This window comes from Streptomyces sp. LS-MS-L19 (assembly GCF_058382285.1).
Map to the genome: position 1 here is coordinate 842,367 of NZ_JBYCLL010000001.1, position 26,352 is coordinate 868,718.

General features: G+C 72.1%; 27 protein-coding genes and 1 riboswitch. Of the genes, 9 read left to right on the forward strand and 18 right to left on the reverse strand.

The window, feature by feature from the left end:
- From AC2XR2_RS03730 to AC2XR2_RS03745, 4 genes are read left to right on the forward strand one after another with little or no spacing between them, the layout of a single operon-like run.
- Complete coding sequence (locus AC2XR2_RS03730; protein ID WP_491514247.1) at positions 1–960, forward strand: ABC transporter permease; 960 nt, start codon at positions 1–3, stop codon at positions 958–960.
- Positions 957–1,880 carry an ABC transporter permease gene (locus tag AC2XR2_RS03735; RefSeq protein WP_491514248.1) on the forward strand — a complete coding sequence of 308 codons (924 nt, stop codon included), beginning with the start codon at positions 957–959 and terminating at the stop codon, positions 1,878–1,880. The genes AC2XR2_RS03730 and AC2XR2_RS03735 overlap by 4 nt, the downstream gene beginning before the upstream one ends.
- Entirely contained in the window at positions 1,877–3,565 is a 1,689-nt protein-coding gene (locus tag AC2XR2_RS03740; protein ID WP_491514249.1) for a dipeptide ABC transporter ATP-binding protein, read from the forward strand. Before AC2XR2_RS03735 ends, AC2XR2_RS03740 begins: the two co-directional genes overlap by 4 nt.
- A complete protein-coding gene (locus AC2XR2_RS03745) occupies positions 3,562–4,620 on the forward strand; it encodes an LLM class flavin-dependent oxidoreductase (protein WP_491514250.1) in 1,059 nt (352 codons plus the stop codon). Before AC2XR2_RS03740 ends, AC2XR2_RS03745 begins: the two co-directional genes overlap by 4 nt.
- An 11-nt stretch (positions 4,621–4,631) precedes the next feature.
- Here the strand turns inward: AC2XR2_RS03745 and AC2XR2_RS03750 are convergent, their stop codons facing one another.
- The 16 genes from AC2XR2_RS03750 to AC2XR2_RS03825 form a co-directional block, all read right to left on the reverse strand.
- The gene (locus AC2XR2_RS03750) at positions 4,632–5,090 is read right to left on the reverse strand and encodes an RrF2 family transcriptional regulator (protein WP_381299521.1); all 459 of its coding nucleotides are present in this window, start codon (positions 5,088–5,090) and stop codon (positions 4,632–4,634) included.
- Positions 5,091–5,138: 48 nt separating this feature from the next.
- Positions 5,139–6,362, reverse strand: a complete 1,224-nt coding sequence (locus tag AC2XR2_RS03755) for an acyl-CoA dehydrogenase family protein (RefSeq protein WP_491514251.1) — start codon at positions 6,360–6,362, stop codon at positions 5,139–5,141.
- Between the two features lie 304 nt (positions 6,363–6,666).
- The gene (ssuE, locus tag AC2XR2_RS03760; protein ID WP_491514252.1) at positions 6,667–7,221 is read right to left on the reverse strand and encodes an NADPH-dependent FMN reductase; all 555 of its coding nucleotides are present in this window, start codon (positions 7,219–7,221) and stop codon (positions 6,667–6,669) included.
- 38 nt (positions 7,222–7,259) lie between these two features.
- The gene (locus AC2XR2_RS03765; RefSeq protein ID WP_491514253.1) at positions 7,260–8,393 is read right to left on the reverse strand and encodes an LLM class flavin-dependent oxidoreductase; all 1,134 of its coding nucleotides are present in this window, start codon (positions 8,391–8,393) and stop codon (positions 7,260–7,262) included.
- The gene (locus tag AC2XR2_RS03770) at positions 8,386–9,483 is read right to left on the reverse strand and encodes an LLM class flavin-dependent oxidoreductase (protein WP_491514254.1); all 1,098 of its coding nucleotides are present in this window, start codon (positions 9,481–9,483) and stop codon (positions 8,386–8,388) included. The genes AC2XR2_RS03765 and AC2XR2_RS03770 overlap by 8 nt, the downstream gene beginning before the upstream one ends.
- Positions 9,480–10,856, reverse strand: coding sequence for an NtaA/DmoA family FMN-dependent monooxygenase (locus tag AC2XR2_RS03775; RefSeq protein ID WP_491514255.1), 1,377 nt, complete (start codon positions 10,854–10,856; stop codon positions 9,480–9,482). The genes AC2XR2_RS03770 and AC2XR2_RS03775 overlap by 4 nt, the downstream gene beginning before the upstream one ends.
- A 26-nt stretch (positions 10,857–10,882) precedes the next feature.
- Positions 10,883–12,091 (reverse strand): LLM class flavin-dependent oxidoreductase, encoded by a 1,209-nt coding sequence (locus AC2XR2_RS03780; RefSeq protein ID WP_491514256.1) that lies wholly within the window; start codon positions 12,089–12,091, stop codon positions 10,883–10,885.
- A gap of 79 nt (positions 12,092–12,170) precedes the next feature.
- Complete coding sequence (locus AC2XR2_RS03785; protein WP_491514257.1) at positions 12,171–12,314, reverse strand: putative leader peptide; 144 nt, start codon at positions 12,312–12,314, stop codon at positions 12,171–12,173.
- Between the two features lie 2 nt (positions 12,315–12,316).
- On the reverse strand, positions 12,317–13,042 hold the full coding sequence (locus AC2XR2_RS03790) for a GNAT family N-acetyltransferase (RefSeq protein ID WP_491514258.1): 726 nt from the start codon (positions 13,040–13,042) through the stop codon (positions 12,317–12,319).
- 90 nt (positions 13,043–13,132) lie between these two features.
- On the reverse strand, positions 13,133–14,161 hold the full coding sequence (locus AC2XR2_RS03795; protein WP_381299513.1) for an ABC transporter substrate-binding protein: 1,029 nt from the start codon (positions 14,159–14,161) through the stop codon (positions 13,133–13,135).
- A gap of 65 nt (positions 14,162–14,226) precedes the next feature.
- Positions 14,227–15,024 carry an amino acid ABC transporter ATP-binding protein gene (locus AC2XR2_RS03800; RefSeq protein WP_381299512.1) on the reverse strand — a complete coding sequence of 266 codons (798 nt, stop codon included), beginning with the start codon at positions 15,022–15,024 and terminating at the stop codon, positions 14,227–14,229.
- The gene (locus AC2XR2_RS03805) at positions 15,021–16,004 is read right to left on the reverse strand and encodes an amino acid ABC transporter permease (RefSeq protein ID WP_381299511.1); all 984 of its coding nucleotides are present in this window, start codon (positions 16,002–16,004) and stop codon (positions 15,021–15,023) included. Before AC2XR2_RS03805 ends, AC2XR2_RS03800 begins: the two co-directional genes overlap by 4 nt.
- A 144-nt stretch (positions 16,005–16,148) precedes the next feature.
- A complete protein-coding gene (locus AC2XR2_RS03810) occupies positions 16,149–16,298 on the reverse strand; it encodes a hypothetical protein (RefSeq protein ID WP_381299510.1) in 150 nt (49 codons plus the stop codon).
- A gap of 30 nt (positions 16,299–16,328) precedes the next feature.
- A riboswitch (SAM riboswitch) is annotated at positions 16,329–16,437 on the reverse strand.
- A 65-nt stretch (positions 16,438–16,502) separates the two neighbouring features.
- On the reverse strand, positions 16,503–17,420 hold the full coding sequence (locus AC2XR2_RS03815; RefSeq protein WP_491514259.1) for a glutathione S-transferase C-terminal domain-containing protein: 918 nt from the start codon (positions 17,418–17,420) through the stop codon (positions 16,503–16,505).
- 131 nt (positions 17,421–17,551) lie between these two features.
- Complete coding sequence (locus AC2XR2_RS03820; protein WP_330268796.1) at positions 17,552–17,662, reverse strand: putative leader peptide; 111 nt, start codon at positions 17,660–17,662, stop codon at positions 17,552–17,554.
- 122 nt (positions 17,663–17,784) lie between these two features.
- The gene (locus AC2XR2_RS03825) at positions 17,785–18,135 is read right to left on the reverse strand and encodes an ABC transporter permease (protein ID WP_491514260.1); all 351 of its coding nucleotides are present in this window, start codon (positions 18,133–18,135) and stop codon (positions 17,785–17,787) included.
- A 552-nt stretch (positions 18,136–18,687) separates the two neighbouring features.
- Between AC2XR2_RS03825 and AC2XR2_RS03830 the strand changes: the two genes are divergently transcribed.
- The 4 genes from AC2XR2_RS03830 to AC2XR2_RS03845 all read left to right on the forward strand — a co-directional run bounded on the left by AC2XR2_RS03830 (position 18,688) and on the right by AC2XR2_RS03845 (position 23,107).
- Positions 18,688–19,794, forward strand: coding sequence for an LLM class flavin-dependent oxidoreductase (locus AC2XR2_RS03830; RefSeq protein WP_491514261.1), 1,107 nt, complete (start codon positions 18,688–18,690; stop codon positions 19,792–19,794).
- Positions 19,791–21,191, forward strand: coding sequence for an NtaA/DmoA family FMN-dependent monooxygenase (locus AC2XR2_RS03835; protein WP_491514262.1), 1,401 nt, complete (start codon positions 19,791–19,793; stop codon positions 21,189–21,191). Before AC2XR2_RS03830 ends, AC2XR2_RS03835 begins: the two co-directional genes overlap by 4 nt.
- Positions 21,192–21,300: 109 nt before the next feature.
- The gene (locus AC2XR2_RS03840; RefSeq protein ID WP_491514263.1) at positions 21,301–22,224 is read left to right on the forward strand and encodes an LLM class F420-dependent oxidoreductase; all 924 of its coding nucleotides are present in this window, start codon (positions 21,301–21,303) and stop codon (positions 22,222–22,224) included.
- A gap of 61 nt (positions 22,225–22,285) precedes the next feature.
- Complete coding sequence (locus AC2XR2_RS03845; protein ID WP_491514264.1) at positions 22,286–23,107, forward strand: DUF1684 domain-containing protein; 822 nt, start codon at positions 22,286–22,288, stop codon at positions 23,105–23,107.
- Positions 23,108–23,160: 53 nt separating this feature from the next.
- Here AC2XR2_RS03845 and AC2XR2_RS03850 read toward each other — a convergent pair whose 3' ends face one another.
- Entirely contained in the window at positions 23,161–24,432 is a 1,272-nt protein-coding gene (locus AC2XR2_RS03850; RefSeq protein WP_491514265.1) for a sulfite oxidase, read from the reverse strand.
- 351 nt (positions 24,433–24,783) lie between these two features.
- On the opposite strand from AC2XR2_RS03850, the gene AC2XR2_RS03855 reads away from it, so the two are divergent.
- On the forward strand, positions 24,784–25,533 hold the full coding sequence (locus AC2XR2_RS03855) for an IclR family transcriptional regulator domain-containing protein (RefSeq protein ID WP_381299503.1): 750 nt from the start codon (positions 24,784–24,786) through the stop codon (positions 25,531–25,533).
- A gap of 12 nt (positions 25,534–25,545) precedes the next feature.
- Here the strand turns inward: AC2XR2_RS03855 and AC2XR2_RS03860 are convergent, their stop codons facing one another.
- Complete coding sequence (locus AC2XR2_RS03860) at positions 25,546–26,328, reverse strand: IclR family transcriptional regulator (RefSeq protein WP_491514266.1); 783 nt, start codon at positions 26,326–26,328, stop codon at positions 25,546–25,548.
- Between the last annotated feature and the right edge of the window lie 24 nt (positions 26,329–26,352).

The window sequence follows — 26,352 nt, forward strand, 5'->3', positions numbered from 1 at the left end:
GTGCGCCGCTATGTGATCAAGCGGCTCGCGCAGGCGGCCGGGGTGCTGTGGGCGGCCTACACGGTCTCCTTCCTGGTCCTGGACTATCTGCCGGGCGACCCGGTGACGGCGATGGCCAGTGCAGGGATGGACTCGGGCCAGGTCGACCCGAAGCAACTGGCCGCGCTGCGGCACGAGTACGGCTTCGACAAGCCGGTGCTGGTGCAGTACGCCGAGTACCTGGGCCGGGCGGTGCGCGGGGACTTCGGCGACTCGGTGTCCACGGGCCGCCCGGTGACCTCGACGCTGGCCGACGCGCTGCCGGGGACCCTCCAGCTGACCGGCGCGGCACTGCTGCTCGCGGTGCTGCTCGGCGGGGGCCTGGCGGTGGTGGCGACGTACACCTCCCGGCGGTGGCTGCGGCAGCTCCTGCTGACGCTGCCCCCGCTGGGGGTGTCGGTCCCGACGTTCTGGGTGGGACTGCTGCTCGTGGAGACGTTCTCGTTCCGGCTGCAGTGGTTCCCCGCCTTCGGCAACGACGGGCTGAAGGGGCTGGTGCTGCCGGCCGTGACCCTGGCGGTCCCGACCGGTGCGCAGGTCGCCCAGGTGCTGGCCAAGAGCCTGCTGACCGCGCTGGACCAGGCGTATGTGGAGACCGCGCGGGCCAAGGGCGCCGGGCGGTGGCGGGTCCATGTGCGGCACGCGCTGCGCAACGCGTCCCTGCCCGCGCTGACGGTCGTCGGCCTGCTGGTGGGGCAGCTGATCGCCGGTTCGGTGGTGGTCGAGACGGTGTTCTCCCGCGACGGCCTCGGCCGGGTGACCGCGGCGGCCGTCACGGTCCAGGACATCCCGGTGGTGCAGGGGGTGGTGGCGTTCGGGGCGCTGATCTTCGTGACCACGAACCTGGTCATCGACCTGGTCTACCCGCTCCTCGACCCGCGGATCGTGGTGGCCTCGGACGGAAGGGCGAGCTTCGCATGAGCCAGACCTTTGTCGACGACCCGGCCGAGGCCGCCCTCGGTCTCGCCCGCCCGCTCGACCCGGGACCCGGTCACGGGCCCGCGCGCCGCGTCGACGTACGACGGCTGCTGCGGTTCGTGCTGCGCCGCCCCGGCCTCCTGCTCTCGGCCGTCGTCCTCGTGCTGGTGGTCCTGGCCTCGTTCTGGCCGGACCTGTTCACCTCGCAGGACCCGCTGAAAGGGGTGCCGGCGCAGAACTTCCGCGGCCCGAGCGGCGCGCACTGGTTCGGCACGGACGACCTGGGCCGGGACGTGTTCTCGCGTGTCGTGCACGGCGCCCAACTGTCCCTGAAGGCAACGCTGATCGCGGTGCTGGTCGCGTTCGTGGTCGGCGGGCTGCTGGGGGTGGTCGCCGGGTTCGTGGGCCGCTGGGTGGACGACGTGCTGATGCGCTTCGTCGACGTGCTGCTGTCCATCCCGGCGCTGTTCCTGTCGCTGGCCCTGGTCACCGCGCTGGGCTACGGCACGGTGAAGGTGGCGGTCGCGGTCGGTATCGCCAGCGTCGCCGCGTTCGCGCGGGTGGCGCGCTCGGAGGTGCTGCGGGTGCGGCAGGCGGTCTTCGTGGAGGCGTCGCGCGCGAGCGGGGCCCGCTGGTACTCGGTCCTCGCCCGCCATGTGCTGCCCAACGCGGCGGGCCCGGTGATCGTCCTGGCCACCCTCGACTTCGGCTCCTCCATCCTGGCCGTGTCCGCGCTGAGCTTCCTCGGCTACGGCGCTCCCCCACCGGCCCCGGAGTGGGGCACGTTGATCTCCGACGGCCGCAACTACCTCGCCAACGCCTGGTGGTTGACCGCGCTGCCGGGACTGGCGATCGCCGCGACCGTACTGGCCACCAACCGCATCGCCCGGGCACTGGACGGCGAATGGGCGAGGCAGCGATGAGCGAGGAACCGAGGACCGGTGAGCACATGACCACACCCCTGCTGGAGATCCGCGGCCTGTCGGTGTCGTACCGGACCCGGGGCGGCACGGTCCCGGCCGTCCAGGGCGTCGACCTGGACGTCCGGCCGGGACAAGTGACCGCCGTCGTGGGCGAGTCGGGCTCCGGGAAGAGCACCACCGCGCACGCGATCACCCGGCTGCTGCCGGGCAACGGCCGTATCGACGCGGGCACGGTCCGCTTCGGCCGGCACGACCTGGCCACCCTGTCGGAGGCGGAGCTGCGCACCGTGCGCGGGGCCAGGATCGGGCTGGTGCCGCAGGACCCGTCGGTCTCGCTCAATCCGGTCAAGCGGATCGGCGACCAGGTGGCCGAGGTGCTGCGCATCCACCACCTGGCGACCCGCCGCTCGGCCCCGGCCGAGGCGATCGCCGTCCTGGACCGGGCCGGGCTGCCGGACGCGGCCGTCCGGGCCCGGCAGTACCCGCACGAACTGTCCGGCGGCATGCGGCAACGCGCCCTGATCGCCATCGCCATCGCCGCGCAACCCGAGCTGATCATCGCCGACGAGCCGACCAGCGCGCTCGACGTCACCGTGCAGCGGGTCATCCTCGACCATCTTCAGCGTCTCACCGAGGAGTCGGGCACCGCGGTCCTGCTCGTGACCCATGACCTGGGGGTCGCCGCCGACCGTTCACAGCGGCTGGTGGTCATGTCGCAGGGCAGGGTGGTGGAGGCGGGCCCGACCCGTGACGTCCTCGCCGACCCGCAGCACGAGTACACCCGCCGACTCCTGGCGAGCGCACCGAGCTTGACCACCGCCCAGCCCCGCACCCCGGTCTCCACCCCGAAGGCCGACACGGCTCCGCTGCTCGAAGTCCGCAACCTCGTCAAAGAGTTCAGGCTCCCTCGCGCCGGGGACGGTCCCCGGACCCTGCGCGCGGTGGACGACGTCAGCTTCACCCTCCACCGCGGCCGGACCCTGGCCCTGGTCGGCGAGTCCGGCTCGGGCAAGTCCACCACCGCCCGGCTGACGCTCCGCCTGACGGACGCCACGGCCGGGAAGGTCCTGTTCGACGGCACCGACGTCACCACCGCGCGGGGCACCGAAGCCCGGCGGCTGCGCCGGCGCGCCCAGCTCGTCTACCAGAACCCGTACGCGTCCCTCGACCCGCGTTTCTCCATCGGCGAAGTGATCACCGAGCCGCTGCGCGCCTTCAAGGTCGGTGACCGGGCCTCCCGGCTCGACCGGGCCCGCGAGCTGCTCGACCGGGTGGCGCTCCCCGCCGCCACGCTGGAGCGCCGGCCGGCGGAGCTGTCGGGCGGGCAGCGGCAGCGCGTGGCGATCGCCCGCGCGCTCGCCCTCTCCCCCGACCTGGTGGTGTGCGACGAGCCCGTCTCCGCGCTCGACGTGTCCGTGCAGACCCAAGTCCTGGCACTACTGGCCGAGTTGCAGGCGGACACGGGTGTGGCCTGTCTGTTCATCTCGCACGACCTGGCCGTGGTGCGGCAGATCGCCCACGAGGTCGCCGTGATGCGGGCCGGGCGGATCGTGGAGACGGGGCCGCCGGACGAGCTGTTCACCCGCCCCCGCCACGAGTACACCCGCGAGCTGCTGGCGGCGATCCCGGGTGGCCGTGTCCACTCCCCCGTCGCCGGGGCCACCACGACCCGAGAGTCAGTATGAGCACTCCCACGATCACTTCCCTGGCCTTTCTGACCCCGGGCAACTTCGCCGACGACGACCCGTACACCGGACTGGAGGAGACACTCCAGCTCTTCGAGTACGGCGAGCGGTCGGGCTTCGACGGCGCCTGGATACGGCAGCGGCACCTCGAACACGGTGTCGGCTCGGCCGCCGTGTTCCTCGCCGCGGCCGGCCAGCGCACCGAGCGGATCGAACTGGGCACCGCGGTCATCCCGATCGGCTACGAGAGCCCCTTCCGCCTGGCCGAGGACCTGGCCCTGGCCGACGTGCTGTCCCGGGGGCGGCTCCAGGTCGGCTTCAGCACCGGCATGCCGCACGCCGAACTCCTCGGCGACCTGGTGTACGACGGAGACTGGCGCGGCTTCGACCTGTCGTACGGCAGGATCGCCCGGCTCGTCGACAACCTGCGCGGCGACCACCTGGGCGGCCCGGACACCGTGATCCACTCGCCCGGCAACGTCCAGCGGCCGCGGTTGCAGCCGCACGACCCCGGTCTGGTGGAGCGGATCTGGTACGGCGGAGGCAGTCTGCGCTCGGTCCGCTGGGCCGCCGGGAACGGCCTCAACCTGCTGTCCGGCAACATCGTCTCCGGTGAGGACACCGACGACTTCAGCACGGCCCAGCTGAACCTGCTCGCCGAGTACCGGCGCACCCTGGGCGACGACAGGAAAGCGGCGCGGGTGGCGCTCGGGCGGGTGATCGTGCCGTTCGACAGCGCCGACGCGGCCACCCGCAACCGCTACCGCGCGTACGCGGCCAGTCGGCACGAACGCACACTGAAGCCGCGGACCCTGGCGGCGCTGGGCTCCAAGCGCTTCCTGTTCGCCCCGGACGTGGTCGGCACCGCCGAACAGATCCTGGAGCAGCTGGCGGCCGATCCCGTGCTCGCACAGGTGTCGGAGCTGCGCCTGGAGCTGCCGTACGAGTTCCAACGCGAGGAATACGAACAGATCCTGCACGACGTACGGCAGCTGATCGCACCCGAGCTGGGCTGGCGCCCCGCCGCCCCGGTGGACGTGACAGCGGGCCGGTGAGTCCCGTCCGGTCAGGGGTTCGTCCAGGCCTCGGGGTCCTCCGCGAGGCTCACGACCTCGTCGGGCAGCTTGGCCGCGGCCACGTGGGCCAGGGTGACCTCGCCGAGGATCTTGCGCACGTTGGCGCGTACGGCGATCCACAGCGGCAGCAGTGACTCCGCGGGACCGCCGTAGGAGAGCTCGGGTGGCCGCACGCCCCGTACCGACACCAGGGGGCCGTCCGCCACCCGGATGACGTCGGCGATGGCGATCGAGTCCGCCGGACGGGCGAGCCGGTAGCCGCCCTTTCCGCCCCGCTGGCTGACCACGAGACCGCCACGGCGCATGTCGCCGAGGATGCCCTCCAGGAACTTGTGCGGGATGCCCTGTGCCGCGGCGATCGCCTCGGCCTTGAGCGAGGCCTCGTCCCCTGCCGCGGCCAGCTCCAGTGCCGCCCGCACCGCGTAGTCCGCTCGCGCCGAGATCCGCATGCCGCGATTATCCCTCACTGCCGTGTCAGCCCGTCACCGGCCGCACCGTCAGGCGGGGAGGGCGAAGGGCGGATGCGCGCCGTTGAGGAAGTAGTCCCCGATCTCGCGCAGTCTGTGGGTGGCCGGTTCGCGCAGGGTGTGGGTCCGGGCGTCGCGCCAGAAGCGGTCGAACCCGTGCCGTGTGGAGGCGGCGTCGACGCCGACGACGTCCAGGGCGCGGGTGGTGATCTCCTGGGCGGCCCGGGACGCCGCGGCCTCCGCGACGCTCGCGAGGACGGCGATCTCCGCGCTCTCGTCGTCGTCGAGGTCCTCGCCCCGCGCGAGGCCGCGCAGCAGGGCGTCCACGGCCTGGTCGGCGAGGGCGGACGCGGCACGGGCGACGACGGCGAGCTCGCCGTACACGGTCAGCGCGTGCGGATCCTGCGGGGCGGCGCCCGGCCAGGGCTGGGTCGAGAAGGGCTGCCAGGACGACCGTACGGCCCTTCCGTGCTCCTGCACCTCGGCCAGCAGTCCCTCGGCGACGCCGAGACAGAACTGGGCGGACACCAGACGCGCGGTCGGCACGGCGAGCGAGGCGAAGGGTGACAGGGCGCCCTCGTCCGGCGAGAGCGAGCCGAACACGTCGTCCGCGGCGACCGGCACGGAGTCGAACTCCACGGCGCCGCCGGCCGCCAGGCGCCGGCCGAAGGTGTCCCCGCCGCTGCCGCTCACGACACCCGGGTGGGCGGGGTCCACGAGGACGGCCAGCGGCTCACCGGTGCCGTACCTGGCGGCTCGGACCACCAGCCGGTCGGCGATCCCTACGCCGGTGGCGTACCTCTGGTAGCCGCTCAGCAGACAGCCGTTGGCCGTCGGGGTGAGGACGAGCGGCGGTTCGTGGGAGGCGATGCCGCCTCCCCAGCACCACTGTGCCTGCGTCGACTCCCGCTCGACACGGGCGGCATGTTCGGGGTCGGCGAAGAAGCGGGCGCTGAAGGACAGGAAGTAGTGGTGACCCAGCAGGTGGCCGATGGCCCCGTCGGCCGCGGCGACGGTCCGGACGACCGCGTAGGCCGTGCGCCAGTCCGCGCCTCCGCCCCGCTGCCCGGCCGGCGCCAGCAGTGCCAGCAGCCCCGACTCGCGCAGCCGTGCGACCTCGTCGAGCGGTGCCTTGCCCGCCTGTTCGCGCGCGACCGCGTCCGTGGCCAGGTCGTCCGCGACCTCACGGGCGATGTGCAGCCAGTCGACCTGCCCGGCGGCCGCGTCGGTCATCTCGTCCGCCGTCACCGTCATGTCCGCACCCGCTTCACGTGACGGCGGGTGTCGCTGCACCTCGGTGCTGGGGTCATGGCGTCTTCCTCCGGAGGAACGAGGACGACGCGGTGCCCGGCGGGGCAGCGTGGGAGTGCGGGTGCGCGATGACGCGTCGGCTTCCTCATCCTCACCCTCGGCTCCGACCACCGTCAACAGTTCCCTAGTAAATCGATAGGAAAACTAGGGATGAAGGTTCCACTCCGGCTGATTCACGCTCCCCGATGGCGAGTTCGCGGGGGCGGGCAGCCGCCTCGGCGGTCGCGACGACGCCGCGCGACGCCCGTCAGGCGGCCCCCAGCAGCACCGTACGGCTGCCCAGGGCGGTCGAGAACTGGTCCGTGACCTGTGCCAGCGCCTCGGCCGGGCCCGGCGCGACGGTCAGGGTGCCGTCCTCGCCCACCCTGATGTCCTTGTCCAACGTGAACCAGCCCGGCGTAATGTGCGCGGCCCCCATGGAGGCGAGGACCGGACGCAGGGCGTAGTCGATGGCCAGCACGTGGGCCACGCTTCCCCCGGTGGCCAGGGGAAGCACGGTCTTGCCCGCGAGGGCGTACTGCGGCAGCAGGTCGAGCAGCGACTTCAGCAGCCCGGAGTAGGCGGCCTTGTAGACCGGGGTGCCGATCACCACCCCGTCCGCCTGCTCGAACAGGGCGGCGGCCCGGACGATCGCCGCATGAGTGACGTCGGCCCCGAGCAGCGCCTCGGCGGGAAGGGTGCGCACGTCCAGCGGGATCACGTCGTGCCCCTGGGCGACGAGCCGTTCGTCCAGGTGGCGCAGCAGCCGAGCGGTGCGTGAGGTGGCGGAGGGGCTTCCGGAGACGGACAGGATCGTGGCCATGGGAGGACCTTTCGGTTCGTCGTGTCTGGTACGTGCGGTCAGTGGCCCCGTCGGCGCCATTCCGCCGCGAGCAGTTCGTACGAGCGGACCCGGTCCGTGTGGTCGTGGGTGATCGTCGTGATGAGCAACTCGTCCGCGCCCGTGGCCTCCTGAAGTTGTTCCAACTGGTCGGCGACCCGGCCCGGCGAGCCGACGAACTGGGTGTCGAGGCGGTCCTGGACGAGGGCCCGGTCCTCGTCGGACCAGGTGTGGGCGCGGGCTTCCTCCGGCGTCGGGAACTCGATGGCTCCCTCGGCGGTACGGATGCTGCGCACCCACAGGCCGTAGCCGGTGGCCAGTTCACGGGCCGTTGCGTCGTCCTCGGCGACGACGACGTCCGCCGAGACGCTGACGTACGGCTTCTCGAGGACCTCGGAGGGCTGGAAGAAGGCCCGGTAGCCCTCCACCGCCTCCAGGACGGTGGCCGGGCTGACGTGGTAGTTCGCCGCGAACCGCAGTCCGTTGCGGGCCGCGACCGAGGCGCTCTCACCACCGCTGCTGCCCAGGATCCACACCTCCACGTCGGCGCCCTCCCCCGGCACGACGTGCGCCTCGACGCCCTCCGGCGAGCGGTAGGTTCCGGCCAGCAGGGCGAGGATGTCGTCGATCTGCTCGGCGTAGTCCTGCGACTGGGCGCCCGGCAGCAGGAGCAGCCGGCGTTGCAGTGCGATGCGGGGTGAGCCGAGCAGATGCTCGAAGGAGAAGCGCGGTGGGATCAGCAGGCCGTTCGGGGTGCGACCGTCGACGACCGGGGTCGCCGTCGGCAACGGCGCGGCCGGCTGTCCCGGCGGGCGGCCGCCCGAGCGGCCCAGGCCCAGGTCGAAGCGGCCCGGGTGCAGTGCGTCGAGCAGGCCGAACTCCTCCACCGTGGACAGCGCCGTGCGGTGTCCGAGCTGCACGGCCCCGGCGCCGAGCCGGATGGTGGAGGTGGCGGACGCGGTCAGCGCCAGGACGACGGCGGGTGACGTGCCGGCCACCCCGGGATTGAGGTGGTGCTCGGCGAACCAGTAGCGGGCATACCCGGAGCGCTCGGCCCGCTGGGCGAGGTCGACGGAGTTGCGCAGGGCGTCGGCCGCCGTCGAGCCGGACGGGATCGGGACCAGGTCGAGGATGCCGAGGGGGATGTCAGACACGGGCGGTCTCCTGCTCCTGAGGGATCGGTGCGGCCGGAAACACGGGGCCCCAGGCGAACGGCGGGTCCGGGATCTCGCGGCGCAGCACGGGGGCGGCCTCGGACTGGAACAGCTCCAGCGAGGCACGGTGCCGGGACTCCGTCAGCCCGCTCGCGTCGGCATGCAGGTGGAGCACGGTGTGCCCGAACTGCTCGTGGTAGCGGTGCACCTTCTCGATGACCTGCTGCGGGCTGCCGATCAGGGCGGAGCTGCGGTCGACGAAGTCCTCCAGGGTCTCGAAGACCACGGGAAGGCCCGCCTGCCTGTAGAAGGCCAGGTTGGCCTCGAAGATCGGCCGGTAGGCGGCGAGAGCCTGCTGGGAGGTCGGGGCGACGTGGATGCCTGCCGTGCCCGCGCCGACCGCGATCCGTGCCGGGTCGTGGCCGTAGTGCTCCCAGCGCTCCCGGTAGTAGCGGATCAACTCGGCGTACGGTTCGATCGGGTTGGTGACATTCGCCGAGAACAGCGGGTCGCCGTAGCGGGCGGCCAGGTCGACCGACTCCCTGCTGGTGGCGCTGCCGTGCCAGACCCGGACCGGCCGCTGGTACGGCCGTGGCCACACCTCGGCGTCGGTCAGCGGTGGGCGGAAGCGGGTGTCGGCGGTGACCCTGTCCTGGCGCCAGAGCTTCCGGAAGACCTCGTAGCTCTCGGCGTTGCGGTCCCACTGGTCCTCGGGCGTGACGTCGAACAGGTCGCGCTGGGCGGCGCCGTTGCCCTTGCCGATGATCAGGTCGAGCCGGCCGGCCGACAGGTGGTCGAGGGTGGCGTAGTCCTCGTACGCCCGGACCGGGTCCAGCAGGCTGAGCGTCGTGACGGCCGTGAACAGGCGGATCCGCTTCGTCAGTGCGGCCACATGGCTCAGTACGACGGTCGGCGACGAGGAGATGAACGGCCGTTCGTGCCGCTCCCCCACGCCGAAGCCGTCGAAGCCCAGCTCCTCGGCCAGCAGGGCGTTGTCGAGGACCTCGCGGAAGCGCTCGTGGGTGGACTTCCGCACCCCGGTGACGGGGTCCGGGCGGTGCACGATGAGCGTGATGGCGAGGAACTTCACGACGCCGCCCGCTGTTCGTCCTCGACGTCGTCGGGGTGGGCGAGGCCGAGGTGGTGGCGCAGGGTCGGGCCCTCGTAGTCGGTGCGGAAGACGCCCTGTTCCTGCAGGAGGGGGACGACCTGGTCGGCGAAGGCGTCGAGGCCGGTCGGGGTGATGTGCGGGACGAGGATGAAGCCGTCGCTCGCGTCGGCCTGCACGTACTCGTTGATGGTGCGGGCGATGGTCTGGGGTGAGCCGATGAAGTTCTGCCGGTTGCCGGTGTTGATGACCAGGTCGCGGATGGACCACTTGTTGGCCTCGGCGAGCTCACGCCACTCGCGGGCGGTGGCCAGCGGGTCCCGGTACATCCGCACCTGGGCACGGCCCTTGGAGATGTGGTTGTCGCTGACGTCCGGGTCGATGTCGGGCAGCGGCCCTTCGGGGTCGTAGGCGGACAGGTCGCGGTTCCACACGAATTCCAGGTGCTTGATGGCGGTGGCGCCGCTGACCTGCTGGCGGCGCACGATCCGTGCGAGTTCCTCGGCCTCGGCGTCGGTGTCGGCGAGGGCGAAGGACGCGGCGGGCAGGATCAGCAACTGGTCGTGGCGGCGGCCGTACTTGGCGAGGCGGTTCTTGACGTCGGTGTAGAAGGCCTGGCCCTCCTTGAGGGTGGCGTACCGGCTGAAGATGGCGTCGGCGCTCGATGCGGCGAACTCGCGGCCCTCCTCGGAGTCACCGGCCTGGAAGACGACCGGGCGGCCCTGCGGGGAGCGCGGGACGTTGAACTGGCCGTGGATGTCGAAGTGTTGCCCGGTGTGCACGAACGAGCCGGCCTTCGCGTCCCGCAGGAAGACGCCCGAGGCCTGGTCGGCGAGGATCTCGTCGCCCTGCCAGGAGTCGAAGAGTTCCTGGGTGGTGGCGAGGAACTCCTTGGCGCGGGAGTAGCGCTCCTCCTGGGGCAGGAAGCCGCCGCGGCGGAAGTTCTCGCCGGTGAAGGCGTCCCAGGAGGTGACGACGTTCCACGCGGAGCGGCCGCCGGAGAGGTGGTCGAGGCTGGCGAACTGGCGGGCCACCTCGTAGGGCTCGTTGAAGGTGGAGTTGATGGTGCCGGTCAGCCCGAGGTGCTCGGTGACCGCGGCCAGCGCGGCCAGGATCGTGAAGGTGTCGGGGCGGCCGACCACGTCCAGGTCGTAGATCTTGCCGCCCTGTTCGCGGAGCCTGAGACCCTCGGCGAGGAACAGGAAGTCGAACTTGGCGCGTTCGGCGGTGCGCGCGAAGTGCGCGAAGGAACTGAACTCGATGTGGCTGCCGGCCTCGGGGTCGCTCCACACGGTGGTGTTGTTGACGCCGGGGAAGTGCGCGGCGAGGTGGATCTGCTTCAGGGGCTTGGACATGGGTGCGGGGGTCCTTCCGGGCTGGCTCAGGCGGACGCGGCGGCGTAGCGGTTGGCGGGGCGAGCGAGGCCCAGCAGACCGCGCAGGGTGTCGGCCTCATACGCGGTGCGGAACAGGCCCCGGCGCTGGAGTTCGGGCACCAGACCGCGGGTGATGGCGGGCAGGTCGTGCCCTGCGACGGCGGGCCGCAGCCGGAAGCCGGTGAGCCCGGCCGCATGGAACTCGCCCAGGAGATCGGCGAGTTGGGCCGGAGTGCCGGTGAAGACACGGGCGTCACTGGTGTACGGCTCGCCCGCGAGCGCGTCGAGACGGTCCCGGCGGGCGGCCGCCGCGGCCGGGTCCTCGTCGAGGAAGACGACCAAGTCGCCGAAGACATGCAGGAGTTCACCCGTACGCCCGGCCGCCTCCTGCTCCGCGCGGATCTCGGCGACGATCGCCCGGGCCTGCTCGGCGTCGTGCGGGGTGACGTAACCGACGTCCGCCTGGCGGGCGATGAGCCGGTACGGCACGGTCTGGTGCCCCAGGGCGGTGACCAGGGGCTGGCCCTGCGGCGGGCGGGGGGTGATGGAGGGGCCCTTGACGCTGAAGTGCTTGCCCTCGAAGTCGATGTAGTGCAGCTTGTCCCGGTCGATGAATCGGCCGGTGGCGGCGTCGCGGATCTCGGCGTCGTCCTCCCAGCTGTCCCACAGCCGGCGTACGACCTCCACGTGGTCGGCGGCCTCGTCGAAGAGGTCGGTGAGCCGTTCCTGTCCGGCCGGGGTCTGCAGCTCCTCCAGGCTGAGCGGCGGGAAGGTGCGGCGGCCGAAGTGCGCGGCCTCGTGCGGCCGGGGTGAGATCTGCACGCGCAGACCGGCCCGGCCGGTGCTGACGTAGTCGAGGGTGGCGATCGCCTTGGAGATGTGGAACGGCTCGGTGTGGGTGGCGATCACCGTCGGGACCAGGCCGATGTGCCGGGTCAGCGGGGCGATGCGCGAGGCGATGAGCACGGCGTCGAGGCGGCCGCGGACCTGGTCGGTGCGGCCGTCGAGGTCGCCGTAGTGGGAGGACTGGAGGCCGAGCCCGTCCTCCAGGGTCACGAAGTCGAGCAGGCCGCGCTCCGCCTCGGCGACCAGGTCGGCCCAGTGACCGGCGGTGAACAGGTCACGGGGGCGGGCCACCGGTTCACGCCAGGAGGCGGGGTGCCAGCCGGTGCCGTCCAGGGCGACGGCGAGATGCAGCGAAGAAGAAGGGGACACGAGTGGTGCCTTCCTGGAGGTCCGTACGAGAGAGCCGGGCCCGCGGGAGTCGGGGCACACGGCGGCTGAGGGGACGGGGTCAGGAGCTACAGAGGGAGCCGGCCACGCGCTGGAGGTCGATGTGGAACCGGGAGTGGAGGCGGACGGCGCGCAGTACTCGGGGCACGCGTCGCACCTCCGTCCGAGTGGTCCGGGCATTCACCTTCGACAAGGACAACGGCACGGCTATGCCGTTTCTTCCAGCGCGGCGGCCCCCGTGTGCCGGACGAGCGAGAAGACGGTACGGCGGCGCAGGGTGAAGCCGATCGACTCGTAGAGCCGGATCGCGTTCGTGTTGTCCGCCGCCGCGTGCAGGAAGGGGCGTTCGCCGCGTTCCCTGATTCCGGCGGCGACAGCGCGGACCAGGCGGGTGGCCAGGCCCCGGCCCCGGTGGGCGGGGTCCGTGCAGACGGCGCTGATCTCGGTCCAGCCCGGCGGGTGCAGTCGCTCCCCCGCCAGGGCGATGAGCCGGCCCTGGTGGCGGATGCCGAGGTAGGTGCCCAGCTCGATGGTGCGGCGCAGATAGGGGCCCGGCTCGGTGCGGGCGACCAGGTCGAGGATCTCGGGCACGTCGTCGGGTCCGAGCCGTACGGCCTCGGGGTCGGGCTCCGCGCGCAGGGCGGTGTCGACGAGCTGGACGCCGTGTCCGGTGCGCACGACCTCCCAGCCGACCGCAGCCTCGGTGACGCCCCGCACCGCGGCGGTGCCGCCGGGACCGATGAGTGCGGCGAGGTCGGTCCAGGCGCGCGGGTCGTTCTCGTCGGAGAGGGCGTGGAAGGGGGCCACGTCCTGCTGGTACCGGACGGCGTGGCCGACCCGTTGGGCGAAGGCGGCGTGCGGGCCGGTGAGTGCGGCCCAGGCCGGGTTGTCCAGGAGGGACGAGGAGCTGGCGTCGAGGGCGATGACGGACATGGTGTGGCGGTCTCCTGTGTGCGGCTCGGGTTGTCCGGCGCGCGGGGACTCCACCGCGAGGCGGCGGCCGAGTCCCCGGCACGCGGTGGGTCAGGAGTTGTCGAGCGGCAGTCCGGGCGGGTTGATCTCGGACGTGGCGACGGCCTCGTTGGAGAGGTTGTAGGCCTTGAGCCACTCGGCGTACTGACCGTTCTTGATCAGGTAGTTGATGGCGTCGGCGAGCGGCTTGGCGAGGCCGCTGTCCTTCTTCGCGGTGGCCGCGATCAGGCCCTGCAGACTGGCGCCGGCGCCGGAGTACGTACCCGCCGTGCGCGTGGCGTTGGGCGTGTCGGCCACCTGACGGTTGTGGTACGCGATGCCGGGGTTGGGGCCGAAGTAGGCGTCGATCTTGCCGCTGGTCAGGGCGAGGTAGGTGCTGTTGCTGTCCTGGAAGTACTTGACGGTGAGCTTCTTGCCCTCCTTGGCCAGCTTGGCCTTCCACTCCAGGAGGATCTTCTCCTGGTTGGTGCCGGAGCCGACGGAGACCGTCTTGCCGGCGAGGTTCTCGTAGTTGCCGTCGAAGTTCCAGGTGCTCTTCTTCGGGACGGTGAAGGCGAGGTTGTCCTGCCGGTAGGAGGCGAACTCGTACTTCTTCTTGCGTTCCTCGGTGTCGGTGACGTTGGAGAAGGCCACGTCGACCTTGCCGCTGTCGATGCCGACGAAGAGGTTCTCCCAGGTGGAGTTCTTCACCTCGGGCTCGAGGCCGAGGACCGCGGCGACGAGGCGGCCGAAGTCGGGCTCGGCGCCGGTGAGGGTCTTCTGGTCGCTGCCCACGTAGGCCAGCGGCGGGAAGCCGGCCGGGAGGGCGCCGATGCCGATCTCCAGCTTGCCGCTCTTCTTGAGGGCGGCGGGCAGTTCGGCGCTGATGGACTTGACCTCGGCGACCTTGATGGAGGTCTGCTGGGCGGCACCGTTGGAGACCTGGCCGATGACGACCTGACCGGACTTGGCGGCGGCCTGGGTGGTGGTGGCCGCGTCGCTGTCGCCCCCGCAGGCGGCGAGCCCGGTGGCGAGAGTGGCGACGGCGGTCGCCGCGGTGATGCCGCGTATCAGGCTGCGTCGGGTGAACTGGGTGGGCATGGCCGTTCCTTGTCGCTGGAGGTGATGAGGGTGGTGTGGGGGGAGGTCTGCGGGGGGGGCGGCGGTCAGAGGACCTTGCTGAGGAAGTCCCGGGTCCGTTCGTGCCGCGGCTTGTCGAGGACCTCGGAGGGCGGGCCCTGCTCGACGATCTTTCCGCCGTCGATGAAGACGACCCGGTCGGCGATCTCGCGGGCGAACCCGATCTCGTGGGTGACGATGACGAGCGTGGTGCCACTGGTCGCCAAGTCCTTGATGACGGACAGGACTTCACCCACCAGTTCCGGATCGAGGGCCGAGGTCGGCTCGTCGAAGAGGATGACGCCGGGGCGCAGGGCGAGCGCGCGGGCGATCGCCACCCGCTGCTGCTGCCCGCCCGACAACTGCCGTGGATAGGCGCCGGTCTTGTCGGCGAGGCCGACCCGGCCCAGCAGTTCGCGGGCCAGTTCCTGCGCCTGCGTCCTGCCGAGCCTGCCGGTGGCGACGGGGGCGGCGGCCACGTTGTCCAGCACGGTCAGGTGCGGGAAGAGGTTGAAGTTCTGGAAGACGAACCCGATCCGGCCGCGCTGGGTCAGGATGGCCCGCTCGCTCAGTTCCTTGAGCCGCTCGCCCTGCCGTTTCACGCCGATCAGCTCGCCGTTGACGCTGACGTAGCCGATCTCCGGCTTCTCCAGGTGGTTGATGACCCGCAGCAGGGTGGACTTGCCGGAACCGGACGGGCCGAGGATCACGGTGACCTCGCCGGGGCGGACGGTCAGGTCCACACCGTCCAGGACCCGGTGCGTGCCGTACCACTTGTGCACGTCATGGACCTCAACGGTGGCGGCCTCGACGTCCGCCAGGGCTTCGAGCGTCTTGGCGGTCATACGGCGGCCTCCCGGCGGATGCGGGCACGCAGTTCGGTGAGCCCGGTGCGGAGCTTCTGGAGCGGGGTGGGTGGCAGGGAGCGGGTGGCGCCGCGGGCGTAGTGCCGCTCGACGTAGAACTGGACGACGGAGACGGCGCTGGTCAGGATCAGGTACCAGACGGTGGCGACGAGCAGCAGCGGCACGATGTCGCCCGGATAGGTGGACCCCATGGACTGCACGGTGCCGAACAGGTCCAGCAGGGAGACGTAGAAGACCAGCGAGGTGCCCTTGATCAGGCCGATGAGCTGGTTGACGTAGTTCGGGACGATCGAGCGCAGCGCCTGCGGGAAGACGATCTTTCGGAACTGGTAGCCCTTGGGCAGCCCCAGCGCGGCAGCCGCCTCGTGCTGGCCCTGGTCGACCGAGAGAATGCCCCCGCGCACCACCTCGGCCGCATAGGCCGCCTCGTTGAGACTGAGCCCGATCACCGCGATGACCATGTCGGTGGCCAGCCGCGACTCGTCGAAGGAGAAGAACGCCGGCCCGAAGGGCACCCCGAGACTCAACGTCTTGTACAGGGCGGAGAAGTTGTAGAGGAAGAGCAGCACCACGATCAGCGGGATCGAGCGCAGCGCCCACACATACGTCCAGCTGACCGCCCGCAGCACCGGACTCTTCGACAACCGGGCCAGCGCCAGCAGGACGCCACCGACCAGGCCCAGCACCGCACTGTAGGCGGCGACTTCGAGTGTGATCAGCAGGCCGTCGAGGACCGTCGGGCGCAGGAACCAGTAGCCGAAGCGGTCCCACTGGTAGAACGGGTTGGTGACCAGTCCGTGGACGAACTGGGCCGCCAGGACCACGACGACCGCGGTGGCGATCCACCGGCCCGGCCGCCGCAACGGCAGAACCCGCTGCGCGGCGAGTGGTTTTGACGGAGTGTCGGTTATCGGCGGGGCGTCGGTGACGGACACGGCGGTGCCTGGGGGTTCACTCATGGTGGGCTCCGGCTGGGTGGGTACGTCCCGGAGGCGCGACGGCATGCGGAGGCGCACACGACGGCGGGGTACCGGGGGCGGGAAGGACGACGGCACACCGCGTGGGCGGTGTTCGTCAGGGAGTGCGGGGGCTGCGGGGAGGTGTCAGCCCCGACAGCGGGCACGGCCCGGTGCGGTACACAGTGCGCTGCTCACGCGGAGCAGATCGACGGCCCGGTCGGCGACGAGCAGGTCGCCGTACGGCCGTACGCAGCCCTCGGAGCGGCGTGCGGCCGTCCTGGGAGCTGCGTACATGGCGTCACCGTCACTGTTCCGGCCCTGTGGGCCTCGCGCTTACCGAAACGTCTTCGGTCGGGTCGTCACCTGGGGCACCCCACCGCGGCGCGAGGGTTGCCGGTCAGCTAGCCAGGGCTTGTCGCTGACACTCATGACCGTTCTGGTTGTCAGTTAAAGCAATGGCCCGAATGCATGTCAATGCCCGTCCATCAGGTGAAACGGCTAACGGGCGGCGTGGGCCGTCCAGTCGAGGATCTGGACGGCCGCTCCGGCGGCCTCCAGGCCTCGGCACCGGGCGTGGTGACGGCGTTCGATGCCGTCGAGGTCGAGGGCGCCGCCGAAAGCCGGGTGGGCGGCGAGCCGGCGGGCGTAGGCCCACAGGGTGGGGTGGTCGGCGATGCGCTGGACGGCGGAGGCGTCGAGGTGGTGGCGGTGCACGGTGTCGAGCTGGACCAGCGCGACCCACAACTCGACGTCGGCGGCCGTGACTTCGTCACGGATCAGGTGAGTGCGGTCGACCAGCCAGCGGTCCAGGACACGGAGCGTTTCCAGCAGCATGGCAACTGCCGCGTCCCGTGTCACCGGGTCCTCTCCGGCCGCGCCCGCCCGCTGCGCCGCCTCCTCGATCCCCTCCCGGCACATCCGCTCCACGGCCTCGATCTCGGACTCCGCGCCGCAGGGGTAGAGGGAGGGTCCGCCGGGGGCGATACGGCGGTCGAGGTCGCGCATGACGTCCGGGGCATGGGTGCTGACGATCCGTCCGGACCAGTCGTCGCTGAGCACGGGCCCGACGGCCGGACCGGTGTACCGGTGGGCGCTGGCCTCGTACAGCGACCGCAGGGCCGCATGGCCGCCCTCGGGGCTGTCGGGGACGGCCGGCAGGAACGTGGCCGGACAGCGGGCGTCCAGGCCGAGCAGGCCGTGGGTGACGGCGACGCGCAGGCCGTCGGGACAGGCGGTCGACAGGTGGAGGCGGTAGCGGCCCGGCACGGCGTAGTGGCCGCTGCGCGCGTCCCGGCCGATACGGCCCCGGAAGGCGGCCACCGGTCGGTCGGAGACGTGGGCGGCCACCCGTCGGTCGGGGGTGTGGGTGGTCGCGGGTCGGTCGGAGGTGTCGGTGCTCGGCGGTGCGGCGGTCATGACTCTCCCCGGGAACGGGCGCGGACGTACGCGCGGCGGAAGCGACGTCGGGTGAGGGAGCCGGGCTCATCCATGCGCGCCGGACGCGAGAGCCCGGTTCGCGGGCGGCGTCGGCACGGGAGGGGCGCGGCTCAGCCCTGGGGGCCGATCGCGCTGCACACACGCAGCAGATCGATGTGACGGCGGGAGGTCAGAAGAGGCGAACGGCTCACGCATGCGGTGACCGGCTCCAAGCGCCTCATAACTTCCCTACCTGTTCACTAGGATTCCCTCACCGAGTGTCGATCCGACCGAGATCGGCGTCAAGAGGGCCGTCCCGCATCGCGGACACCGTGATGGACGGCGGCGGCCCCGCGTGCGGGGTTCAGGGCTTGAGGCGGCCCGTGGCGAACATCGCCGCCGACCAGGCGGTCAGCGCCGCCGCCAGCGCCCAGACCACGGCGAGGGCCCGGCCCGCGCTGACGTCGCCCTGGCCGAGGAAACCGATCCGTTCGACCTGGACCAGCCAGAAGACCGGGTCCAGCCGGCTCACGTAGTTCCAGAACGGGGGCAGTTGGTGGACCGAGCAGAAGACGCCGCCGAGGAAGCCCAGCGGCAGCAGGATGATCGACTCCATGGAGCAGACATGGTCGAGGGACCGGGCGTGACCGCCCGCGATCACGCCGACCTGCGCGGCGACCAGGAGCACCCCGAGCGTGCCGAACAGCAGGACCACGGGGCGGGCCGGGGCCCCGCCGTGGGTCGCCAGAGCGGAGTTCGGCGAAACAGGAGATGCCGACGACGGTCAGGGCTGCGGACTGAGCCACTGCGAGGTTCCTTCACGGCAGGGCGGATGCGCGGGTCCCGCACCGGCCGACGCCAGAACAGCGGGCGGGAGAAGGCTGCACGCGGAAAGAGAACAGCGGGATCGCGAGCCGGCGAACGGCGATCAGCAACAGACCCGGTCCGGAAAGCCGCGTCCACCACGGGCCGCGGCGGTCGGGACGCCGGTGCGACCCAGGACGACCTTGACATTCACAGGGGCTGACGACATACGTTGAAAGGGAAAGTTCCTGACATGTGGAGGCTTCGATGCACGCACTGGGCGCGGCACCGCGAGGTGCCTGCACTGGTGCGCGCCTGATCACCCGGCGGCATGTCGACTACTGCCGCACCTCCTCCGCCGTCTGTCCTTCCGTACACGTCTGATCCCTGCCGGCCGGTCCCGCCGGCTGTCTCGTCATGGCCCTGTGGCCGCGAATCGTCGTGTTGTCCCGGAAGGAACCCCATGTCCGGCCCTGCCCTGCACCTCGCCGTCGAGATCGACGGCGACGGCGCCCACCCCGCGGCCTGGCGCCGCGCCGCCCACTCCCCCGATCAGCTGCTCTCCCCGCGCCGGGTGGCCCGGGTCGCCGCTGCTGCCGAGAACGCCGGGTTCACCCTGATCACCCTGGACGACGGCGTGCTGCCGCCCGGGGCCGCACCGGATCCGGTGGGCCGGATCGGCGCGGTGGAGCGGGCGGCCTTCGTGGCGGCGTCCACGAGCACCGTCGGGATCGCGCCCGTCGTCCCGGTCACGTATGTCGAACCCTTCCATGTCTCCAGCCAGTTGGCGTCCCTGGACCACATCTCCGCGGGTCGCGCCGGTTGGGTCGTGACGGAGGAGGAGCGCCCCGAGGCGGCCCGCGCCTGGGGGCGCCCCCTGGTCGCCGATGCCGACGCCCGGGCCCGGGAGTCACGGGACGGGGTGGAGGTGGTCCGCGCCCTGTGGGACTCGTGGGAGGACGACGCGGTCATCCGGTCCCTGGCCACCAGCCGCTACCTCGACCAGGAACGGCTCCACTACATCGACTTCACCGGTGACACGTACGCCGTCAAGGGCCCGGCGATCGTGCCGCGCCCGCCCCAGGGCCAGCTCGTCGTCCTGGGCCGGCCCGACCGGGTTCCGGCCGCGCAGCTCGACGTCGCTCTCGTCGAGGGCCGCGATCCGGCGTCGCTCACCACGGCCTCCGCCGGTGCCGGTGCCCCGCGCGTCTTCGCCGAGGTCGAGGTGGCGCTGGACACCCCGGAGGCCACGGCCGCCGAACGCGTCGCCGACCTGGAACGGCACGCGCCGTGGCAGGACCGCGGAAGGCTCCGGCACATCGGATCCGCCGATCAACTGGTCGCCCTGCTCAGTGACTTGAGCCGTCACGTCGACGGCGTACGACTGCATCCGCTGGTGCTGGACGAGGACCTCGCCGTCCTCTCCCGCCTCGTTGTTCCGGCCCTGTCCGAGCGGCGACTGGTCGCCCGCCCGCTGCCCGGTACGTCCCTGCGCTCGACCCTGGGTCTGGAGCGCCCCGCCAACCGCTTCGCCGCCGCTGCCCCGGCCGGCCAGGAGGACGCCCGATGACCCGCACCGATTCCCTCGACGTCCCCCGGCCGCACGCCCAGCTGCACTTCGGGGTGTTCTTCCAGGGCGTCAACCACTGGACCATCTGGTCGGCCCCCGACAGCGGCTCCCAGATCGACCCGGCCTCCTTCCGCAAGGTCGCCCAGACCGCCGAGCGCGGCCTGTTCGACGCGTTCTTCCTCGGCGAGGGGCTGCGGCTGCGCGAGGTCGACGGGAAGATCCACGATCTCGACGTGGCCGGACGGCCGGACGCCATCACCCAGCTCGCCGCGCTGGCCGCGGTCACCCGCCGCATCGGCCTGGTCTCCACGTCCAACTCGACCTTCAACGAACCCGCCGACCTGGCCCGCCGCCTGTCCGGCCTGGACCTGCTGTCCGCGGGCCGCGCCGGCTGGAACGTGGTGACCACGGACAACGCCTGGACCGGCGCGAACTTCCGCCGCGGCGGCTACCTCGACCACGCCGACCGCTACCGGCGCGCCGAGGAGTTCCTCACCGTGGCCCGCGCCCTGTGGGACGGCTGGGAGGAAGGGGCCGTCGCCGACTCCGCGGGCGCGCCCTCCTGGTCGGCACCCGGCGCCGTACACCAAGTGCGGCACAAGGGACCGCAGTTCGACGTGGGCCTCGCTCCGACCCTGCCGCGCAGCGCCCAGGGTCACCCCGTGATCTTCCAGGCCGGTGACTCCGGCGAGGGACGCGACTTCGCCGCCCGCAACGCCGACGTCATCTTCTCCGCGCACGGCAACGACTTCGACGACGCGCTGGCCTTCGCCGACGACATCCGGCGCCGGCTCCGGGCGGTCGGGCGGCCCGACGACGATCTGCGGATCCTGCCCGGCACCGAGATCATCATCGGGGCCACCGAGGAGGAGGCCGAGGAGAAGAAGCGCTGGATCCGGCTCCAACAGGTCACCCCCGCAACGGCCTTGGGGATCGCCGGACTGCTGTGGGGCATCGACCTGTCCGACCGCGACGCGGACGGGCCGCTGCCGAAGGAGGATCCGGTCGTCAGCGAGAACGACGGCTCCTTCGGTGCCCGGCGCATCGCCGACCCGCGCACCGTCGTGGCCGAATGGCGGGCGAAGGCGGAGGCGAACGGCTGGTCGCTGCGCGAGACGGTGATCGCGCTCGGCCCGCAGCGCGGACACGTCGGCACTCCGTCCGGTCTGGCCGACAAGTTCGCCCACTTCGTACGGCACGGCGCGCTGGACGGCTTCAACGTCACGCCGTACCTCATCCCCGACGGCCTCGACGACATCGTCGACCTGCTCGTCCCGGAACTGCAGGAACGCGGGCTCTACCGCACCGAGTACAGCGGTACGACCCTGCGCAAGAACCTCGGCCTGCGTGCACCCCTCACCCACCGGTCCGCCGCGGACCGACGACAGGCCGGCTGAGCCTCCGGGCCGGCCCCTTCATCCGGCTTGGCTGAGTACACATGACTGACAAAAAGCTGTCACACACGGGCCGGAATGCCGTTTCGACCGAAGCCGGTTGTGAACTGACATGACTCTTGGAGTAGCGCTCAACGCGTCCGACGCGCCGAACCAGGTCGACGCGACCGTCCAACTGGCCCAGGAGGCGGCGGAGTTCGGTCTCACGTCGGCCTGGTTCGGGCAGACCTTCGGTGCGGACTCCCCCCAGCTCGCGGCGATCGTCGGGCGGGAAGTGCCCGGACTGCAGGTGGGCACCTCCGCGATCCCCGTCTTCGGTCGCCACCCCCTGCTGGTCTCCGGCCAGGCCCAGACCGCGCAGGCCGCGACCCACGGCCGCTATCACCTCGGGCTGGCCCTGGGCACGAAACTGCTGACCGAGACGGGCTTCGGCCTGCCCTTCGAACGGCCCATCGCCCGACTGCGCGAATTCCTCACCGCCCTGCGGCAGTTGACCGAGACCGGCACGGCCGACTTCCACGGCGAGCTGATCACCGCCACCACCCCGATCCCGGCGCGGGTACCGGGTGCCGAGAGCGGAGTCCCCCTGCTCGTCGCCGCGATGGGGCCGCAGGCGCTGCGGGTCAGCGGTGAGTTGGCCGACGGGATCCTGCCCTGTCTGGCGGGACCGCGAGCCCTGGCGGACCACATCGTGCCCGCCGTGACCGCCGCGGCCGAGGCCGCGGGCCGCCCCGCGCCCAGGATCGTGGCCCTGGTGCCCGGTGTGGTCACCGACGACGTCGACGCGGTGCGGGCCAAGGCCACCGACGACCTCGCCTTCTACGAACAGTTCCCGTCCTACGCACGGGTCATCGAGCTCTCCGGCGCCCGGCGGGCCGCCGACCTGGCCGTGATCGGCGACGAGAGGACCGTCGAGGCCGAGGTGCGCCGTTACCGCGACGCCGGAGCCACCGAGGTCGTCTTCTCGGTCACCGAGATGGCAGGAGACGCCGACCGCCGACGCACCTGGCGACTCCTCGGCGAACTGGCCCGCTGAGTCCACCCATCGACCCGCCCCCTCCCCCGCCCCGAAGCCCCCGGCACCAAGGAGATTCCCCATGACCACCGAGGCCACCACCACGGACCTCCACGCGTTCACCGAGACCTGGCTGGAGTGGTACCGCGCCCAGGAGGCCCGGCTCGCCGCCCCGCACGGGTTCCTGGCGATCACCGGCCTGCACTGGCTCGACGACCGCCCCCAGCGCTTCCCGGACGCGCCGGGCGCGTGGCGCACCGGCCCCGAGGGCGTCGTCGTGGAACTCGACGAGGGCGAGGAACTGGTCGTCGACGGGACTCTGGTGCACGGCGAGCACCGCTTCGGCGTGCTTCCCGAGCGCGGCGGTGTCGACGCCGTCTGGAACGACGCCGTCATCGAGGTCGCCAAGCGCGGCGGCCAGGACATCCTGCGCCCCCGGCACCCGGACGCACCGCTGCGCACCTCCTTCACCGGAACACCCGCCTACGCCCCCGACCCGCGCTGGGCCGTCACGGGCCGCTACGTCCCCTTCGACGCACCGCGGCCGACCACCGTGGGCGCCGCGGTCGAGGGCCTCGAGCACGTGTACGACGCTCCGGGCCGGGTCGAGTTCGAGCTGGACGGGAACCCACTGTCGCTGACCGCGTTTCCCGGCCCTGGTGCGGGTCTGATGGTGCTGTTCACCGACGCGACCTCCGGGGTCACCACCTACGCGGCCAACCGGACCCTGTCCCTCGATCCGCCCGCGGCCGACGGCACGGTCGTCCTGGACTTCAACCGCGCCGCGAACCTGCCGTGCGCCTACACGGACCTGGCGACCTGCCCGCTGCCCCCGGCCGAGAACCGGCTGCCGGTGGCGATCGAGGCCGGCCAGAAGATCCCCCGCGAACGCGGCGGCGTGTGACCGGAACGCCATCCCGGGGTTCCTCGCGGTGAGGCAGAGGTCGACACTCCGTTTCAGACCACGGTCACCGGGTGCCGCACGACCGCGTCGAACAGATAGCCCTGCGTGTTGGGCACGGCGGTGTCCGGCTGGGTCCGGCCCGCCGTGTCCGTGGCGCGGGCCAGCAGGTGGGTCGGACCTGGTGTCCCGGGCGTCCACGGGAGGGACCAGCGCGTCCAGGTGCCGGGACGCGGCCGGTCGTGCAGTCGGGCGCGCCGCCAGTGCGTCCCACCGTCGGTGCTGACGTCGACCCGCGCGATGCCGCCCGCGCCCGACCAGGACCGGCCGTGCAGCACGTGGCTCTCCCCCGCCGCGAACGTCGCGCCGCCCGCCAGTTCGAAGGCGCTCTTGAGCGTCTGCCGGGTGAGCGGCGCACTGCCGTGCTCCGGGTAGGAGGGCCCGAACAGCCGGTAGAAGGTGGTGTTCCACGGCGAGTACAGGGGCTGTGCCGACACCTGGATGTCGCCGACCCACTTGATCGAGGCGATCCCCACCCACGAGGGCACGAGCACTCGCACCGGGTACCCGTGGTCGTACGGCAGCGGCTCGCCGTTCATCTCGTACGCGAGCAGCACGTCGTCCAGCGCCTTGGCCACGGGCAGCGGCCGGCGCACCCGGCCCAGGCTCTCGCCACCGCTGACGTACTCGGCGTCCAGGCCACGGGGCTGCACGTCCACGGCGTACGGGGACAGCCCGGCCCTGCGCAGTACGTCGGCCAGGCGCACCCCGCGCCAGCGCGCGACGCCGACCGCTCCCAGCGTCCACGCGGTGCCGGTGACCGTCTCGCCCTGCTGTGTCGTGTAGTAGCTACGGCCGTTTCCGGCGCACTCGACGAACGCGGTCCGGGTGACGGCGGGCAGGGCGCGCAGATCGTCGTAGCCGAACTCGACCGGCTTGTCCTCGGCGGGCGTGCCGCGCAGCCCGTCACCCCACAGCCTCAGCCGCCAGTCGGCGGCGTCCAGGACGGGCGTCGCGGTGTGGTTGCGGACGAAGAACAGTGCGTTGGGGGTGTGATGACCGGTTCCGCGCAGCGCCTCCCAGCGGGTCTCGGCGTTGGTGCCGCGCTGGATGAACGACTCGGGCGGCAACGGCTTGACGATCGGGGAGTCGGCGGCGTGTGCCGGATTCCGCACGGGGAGGGCGGTGGCGGTGGCGGTCGCGGCCAGGAGGGTCAGCAGCCGACGCCGCGTGACGCCGTCCGCTCTGGCCTCGCCGGCGAGCCACTGGCGCAGCCTGCGGCGGTCGTAGGCGATCTCGTGGTGGGCGGCGGAGCGGGGAGCGGACATGGCGGTCCCGTCATGTGTGGGAGGGGAGAAAAGCTCGGAGCGCGTGGGAGCGTCCTCGACGGGCCTACTGAGACCAACGGGGCAAGCGCGACGCGGCCGTCGCAGAAGAGAACCGGGGAAAGCCGATCAGCCGTGGAGACGACACAGCGCGGCGGCGACGCGGACGAGGTCCACGGCACGGCGGCGGGTCAGAGGCTCCGGCAGAGACATGACGGGATGGAAGCACGTGGTTCGGTCGGTGTCAACGAACCTGCCATATAGGGCAGTTGGTGCAGCCAGAGGTGTTCGTTCGCGCGCAGGTACGGCGTCACGGGCGGGCAGGTGATCCCCGGAATCTGTAGCATCCGGCGCATGGACGTGGCGACGGGTGCACTGCCTCGAGGGCTCGGGCTGGTGGAGCGGGTGCTCCGCGGGGAGCTCGACAGCCGAGGGGGACCCGGTGTGGTCCGGCTGGCCGAGGACGGCGGGCTGGACAAGGGGCAGGCGTCGCGGCTGCTGCGGGATCTGGTCGGCACCGGCACACTCGCCCGGGACGGTCACGAGTTCCGCGCCGGGGCGGATCTGCTGGCCGTCGCGGCCCAGGCCGGTCCGTGGGGCGTGGAGAGCCGGGCGCTGCTGCGGGGGCTGGTGGTCCGGTTCGGGGCGTGTGCGTACGTGGACGTGCTCCGCGGGGCGATGGTGCTCTCGGTGCGGGCCGAGCTGGCGGCCTGGGCCGAGTTCTCCTGGGCGCGGGCGGGGCGGCTGACTCCGGTCTGGTGCACCGGGGCGGGACGGGCACTGCTCTTCGACCGGTCCCGGGAGGAGATCGCCCGACTCCTCGGCGGCGAGGACTTCATCGGGGCGGGCGGCCCCTACGCGCCGCGGACCGTGGAGGAGTTGCTGGCGCGGGTCACCGCGGACGCCGGGCGTGGGATCGCGGTCTGCGAGAGCGAGTACGACGAGGACGTACTGGAGGTGGCGGCGCCGGTGCGGGATCCGCACGGGGATGTCGTGGCGGCGGTCAGCGCGGTCGTCCCGCACGCGGCGGCCAGGGACGACCGGGAGGAGCTCGTCACCGCGATCGGTGACGCGGCGGCGCGGCTGGCCTCCCTGCTCGGCTGAACCGACGGGCACTCAGTCCGCGTCCGTTCCTCCGTCCGTGGAACACAGCGCCGCCGTCAGCCAGTCGCTCCAGCGGACCACCGAGTCCGCGCAGGCCGCCGTCGCGGGCTCCAGCCGGCGGCGGGGGCCGACGACCTGCACGGCGGCCACGATCTCCCCCCGGAAGTCCCTGACCGGAGCGGCGAGCGAGTACAGGCCGGGCTCGGCCTCCTGGTCGACGATCGAGTAGCCGCGCTTGCGGGCCGCGTCCAGCCGGGTCATGAAGTCGTCCAGGTCGGCCGGGGTGTTGGGGCCGTGCCGGACGAAGGCGGTGCGTGCGAGGACGGCCGCCACCTCGGTGTCGTCGGCGTCGAACAGCAGGGCCTGTCCGGCGTCGCTGCAGTACGCGGGATAGGCGCGGCCCACCCAGGACACGAACGAGGACAGCGCCGGCGGCATCGACTCGAGGATCGTCACCGAGCTGGCGCCCCGCAGGACTCCCAGGTAGGCGCACTCCCCCGTGTCGGCGGCGACGCCCTCCAGCGCGGTGCGGCCGTCCCGGCGCAGTCGTGCCTCGGTGATCTGCTGGGCACGGGCGTACAGCTCCCAGGCGACGGAGTAGCGCAGCGACGCGGGATCACGGCGCAGGAAGCGGGCGCTTTCGAGGTTCCGCAGGATGCGGGAGACCTGGCTGCGTTCGCGCCCCAGCAGCGCCGCGACCTCGGCGGCGGTGTGGCCGCGCGGGTCCTGCGACGGGTGCCGGGCGAAGAGTCGCAGGACGGCCAGGCCGCGTTTCAGGCTGCTGTCGGTGGTCATCGCGGGCCGAGCATACGCCGGGCC

Coding starts and splice junctions, on each gene's coding strand:
- AC2XR2_RS03790 (WP_491514258.1), bottom strand. CDS start 13,042: ATGTCCGTCATCGCCCTCGACGCCAGCTCCTCGTCCCTCCTGGACAAC.
- AC2XR2_RS03845 (WP_491514264.1), top strand. CDS start 22,286: ATGACCACCGAGGCCACCACCACGGACCTCCACGCGTTCACCGAGACC.
- AC2XR2_RS03835 (WP_491514262.1), top strand. CDS start 19,791: ATGACCCGCACCGATTCCCTCGACGTCCCCCGGCCGCACGCCCAGCTG.
- AC2XR2_RS03740 (WP_491514249.1), top strand. CDS start 1,877: ATGAGCGAGGAACCGAGGACCGGTGAGCACATGACCACACCCCTGCTG.
- AC2XR2_RS03755 (WP_491514251.1), bottom strand. CDS start 6,362: ATGACGGTGACGGCGGACGAGATGACCGACGCGGCCGCCGGGCAGGTC.
- AC2XR2_RS03735 (WP_491514248.1), top strand. CDS start 957: ATGAGCCAGACCTTTGTCGACGACCCGGCCGAGGCCGCCCTCGGTCTC.
- AC2XR2_RS03805 (WP_381299511.1), bottom strand. CDS start 16,004: ATGAGTGAACCCCCAGGCACCGCCGTGTCCGTCACCGACGCCCCGCCG.
- AC2XR2_RS03855 (WP_381299503.1), top strand. CDS start 24,784: ATGGACGTGGCGACGGGTGCACTGCCTCGAGGGCTCGGGCTGGTGGAG.
- AC2XR2_RS03800 (WP_381299512.1), bottom strand. CDS start 15,024: ATGACCGCCAAGACGCTCGAAGCCCTGGCGGACGTCGAGGCCGCCACC.
- AC2XR2_RS03830 (WP_491514261.1), top strand. CDS start 18,688: ATGTCCGGCCCTGCCCTGCACCTCGCCGTCGAGATCGACGGCGACGGC.
- AC2XR2_RS03820 (WP_330268796.1), bottom strand. CDS start 17,662: ATGAGGCGCTTGGAGCCGGTCACCGCATGCGTGAGCCGTTCGCCTCTT.
- AC2XR2_RS03745 (WP_491514250.1), top strand. CDS start 3,562: ATGAGCACTCCCACGATCACTTCCCTGGCCTTTCTGACCCCGGGCAAC.
- ssuE (WP_491514252.1), bottom strand. CDS start 7,221: ATGGCCACGATCCTGTCCGTCTCCGGAAGCCCCTCCGCCACCTCACGC.
- AC2XR2_RS03860 (WP_491514266.1), bottom strand. CDS start 26,328: ATGACCACCGACAGCAGCCTGAAACGCGGCCTGGCCGTCCTGCGACTC.
- AC2XR2_RS03815 (WP_491514259.1), bottom strand. CDS start 17,420: ATGACCGCCGCACCGCCGAGCACCGACACCTCCGACCGACCCGCGACC.
- AC2XR2_RS03850 (WP_491514265.1), bottom strand. CDS start 24,432: ATGTCCGCTCCCCGCTCCGCCGCCCACCACGAGATCGCCTACGACCGC.
- AC2XR2_RS03840 (WP_491514263.1), top strand. CDS start 21,301: ATGACTCTTGGAGTAGCGCTCAACGCGTCCGACGCGCCGAACCAGGTC.
- AC2XR2_RS03750 (WP_381299521.1), bottom strand. CDS start 5,090: ATGCGGATCTCGGCGCGAGCGGACTACGCGGTGCGGGCGGCACTGGAG.
- AC2XR2_RS03795 (WP_381299513.1), bottom strand. CDS start 14,161: ATGCCCACCCAGTTCACCCGACGCAGCCTGATACGCGGCATCACCGCG.
- AC2XR2_RS03810 (WP_381299510.1), bottom strand. CDS start 16,298: ATGTACGCAGCTCCCAGGACGGCCGCACGCCGCTCCGAGGGCTGCGTA.
- AC2XR2_RS03775 (WP_491514255.1), bottom strand. CDS start 10,856: ATGTCCAAGCCCCTGAAGCAGATCCACCTCGCCGCGCACTTCCCCGGC.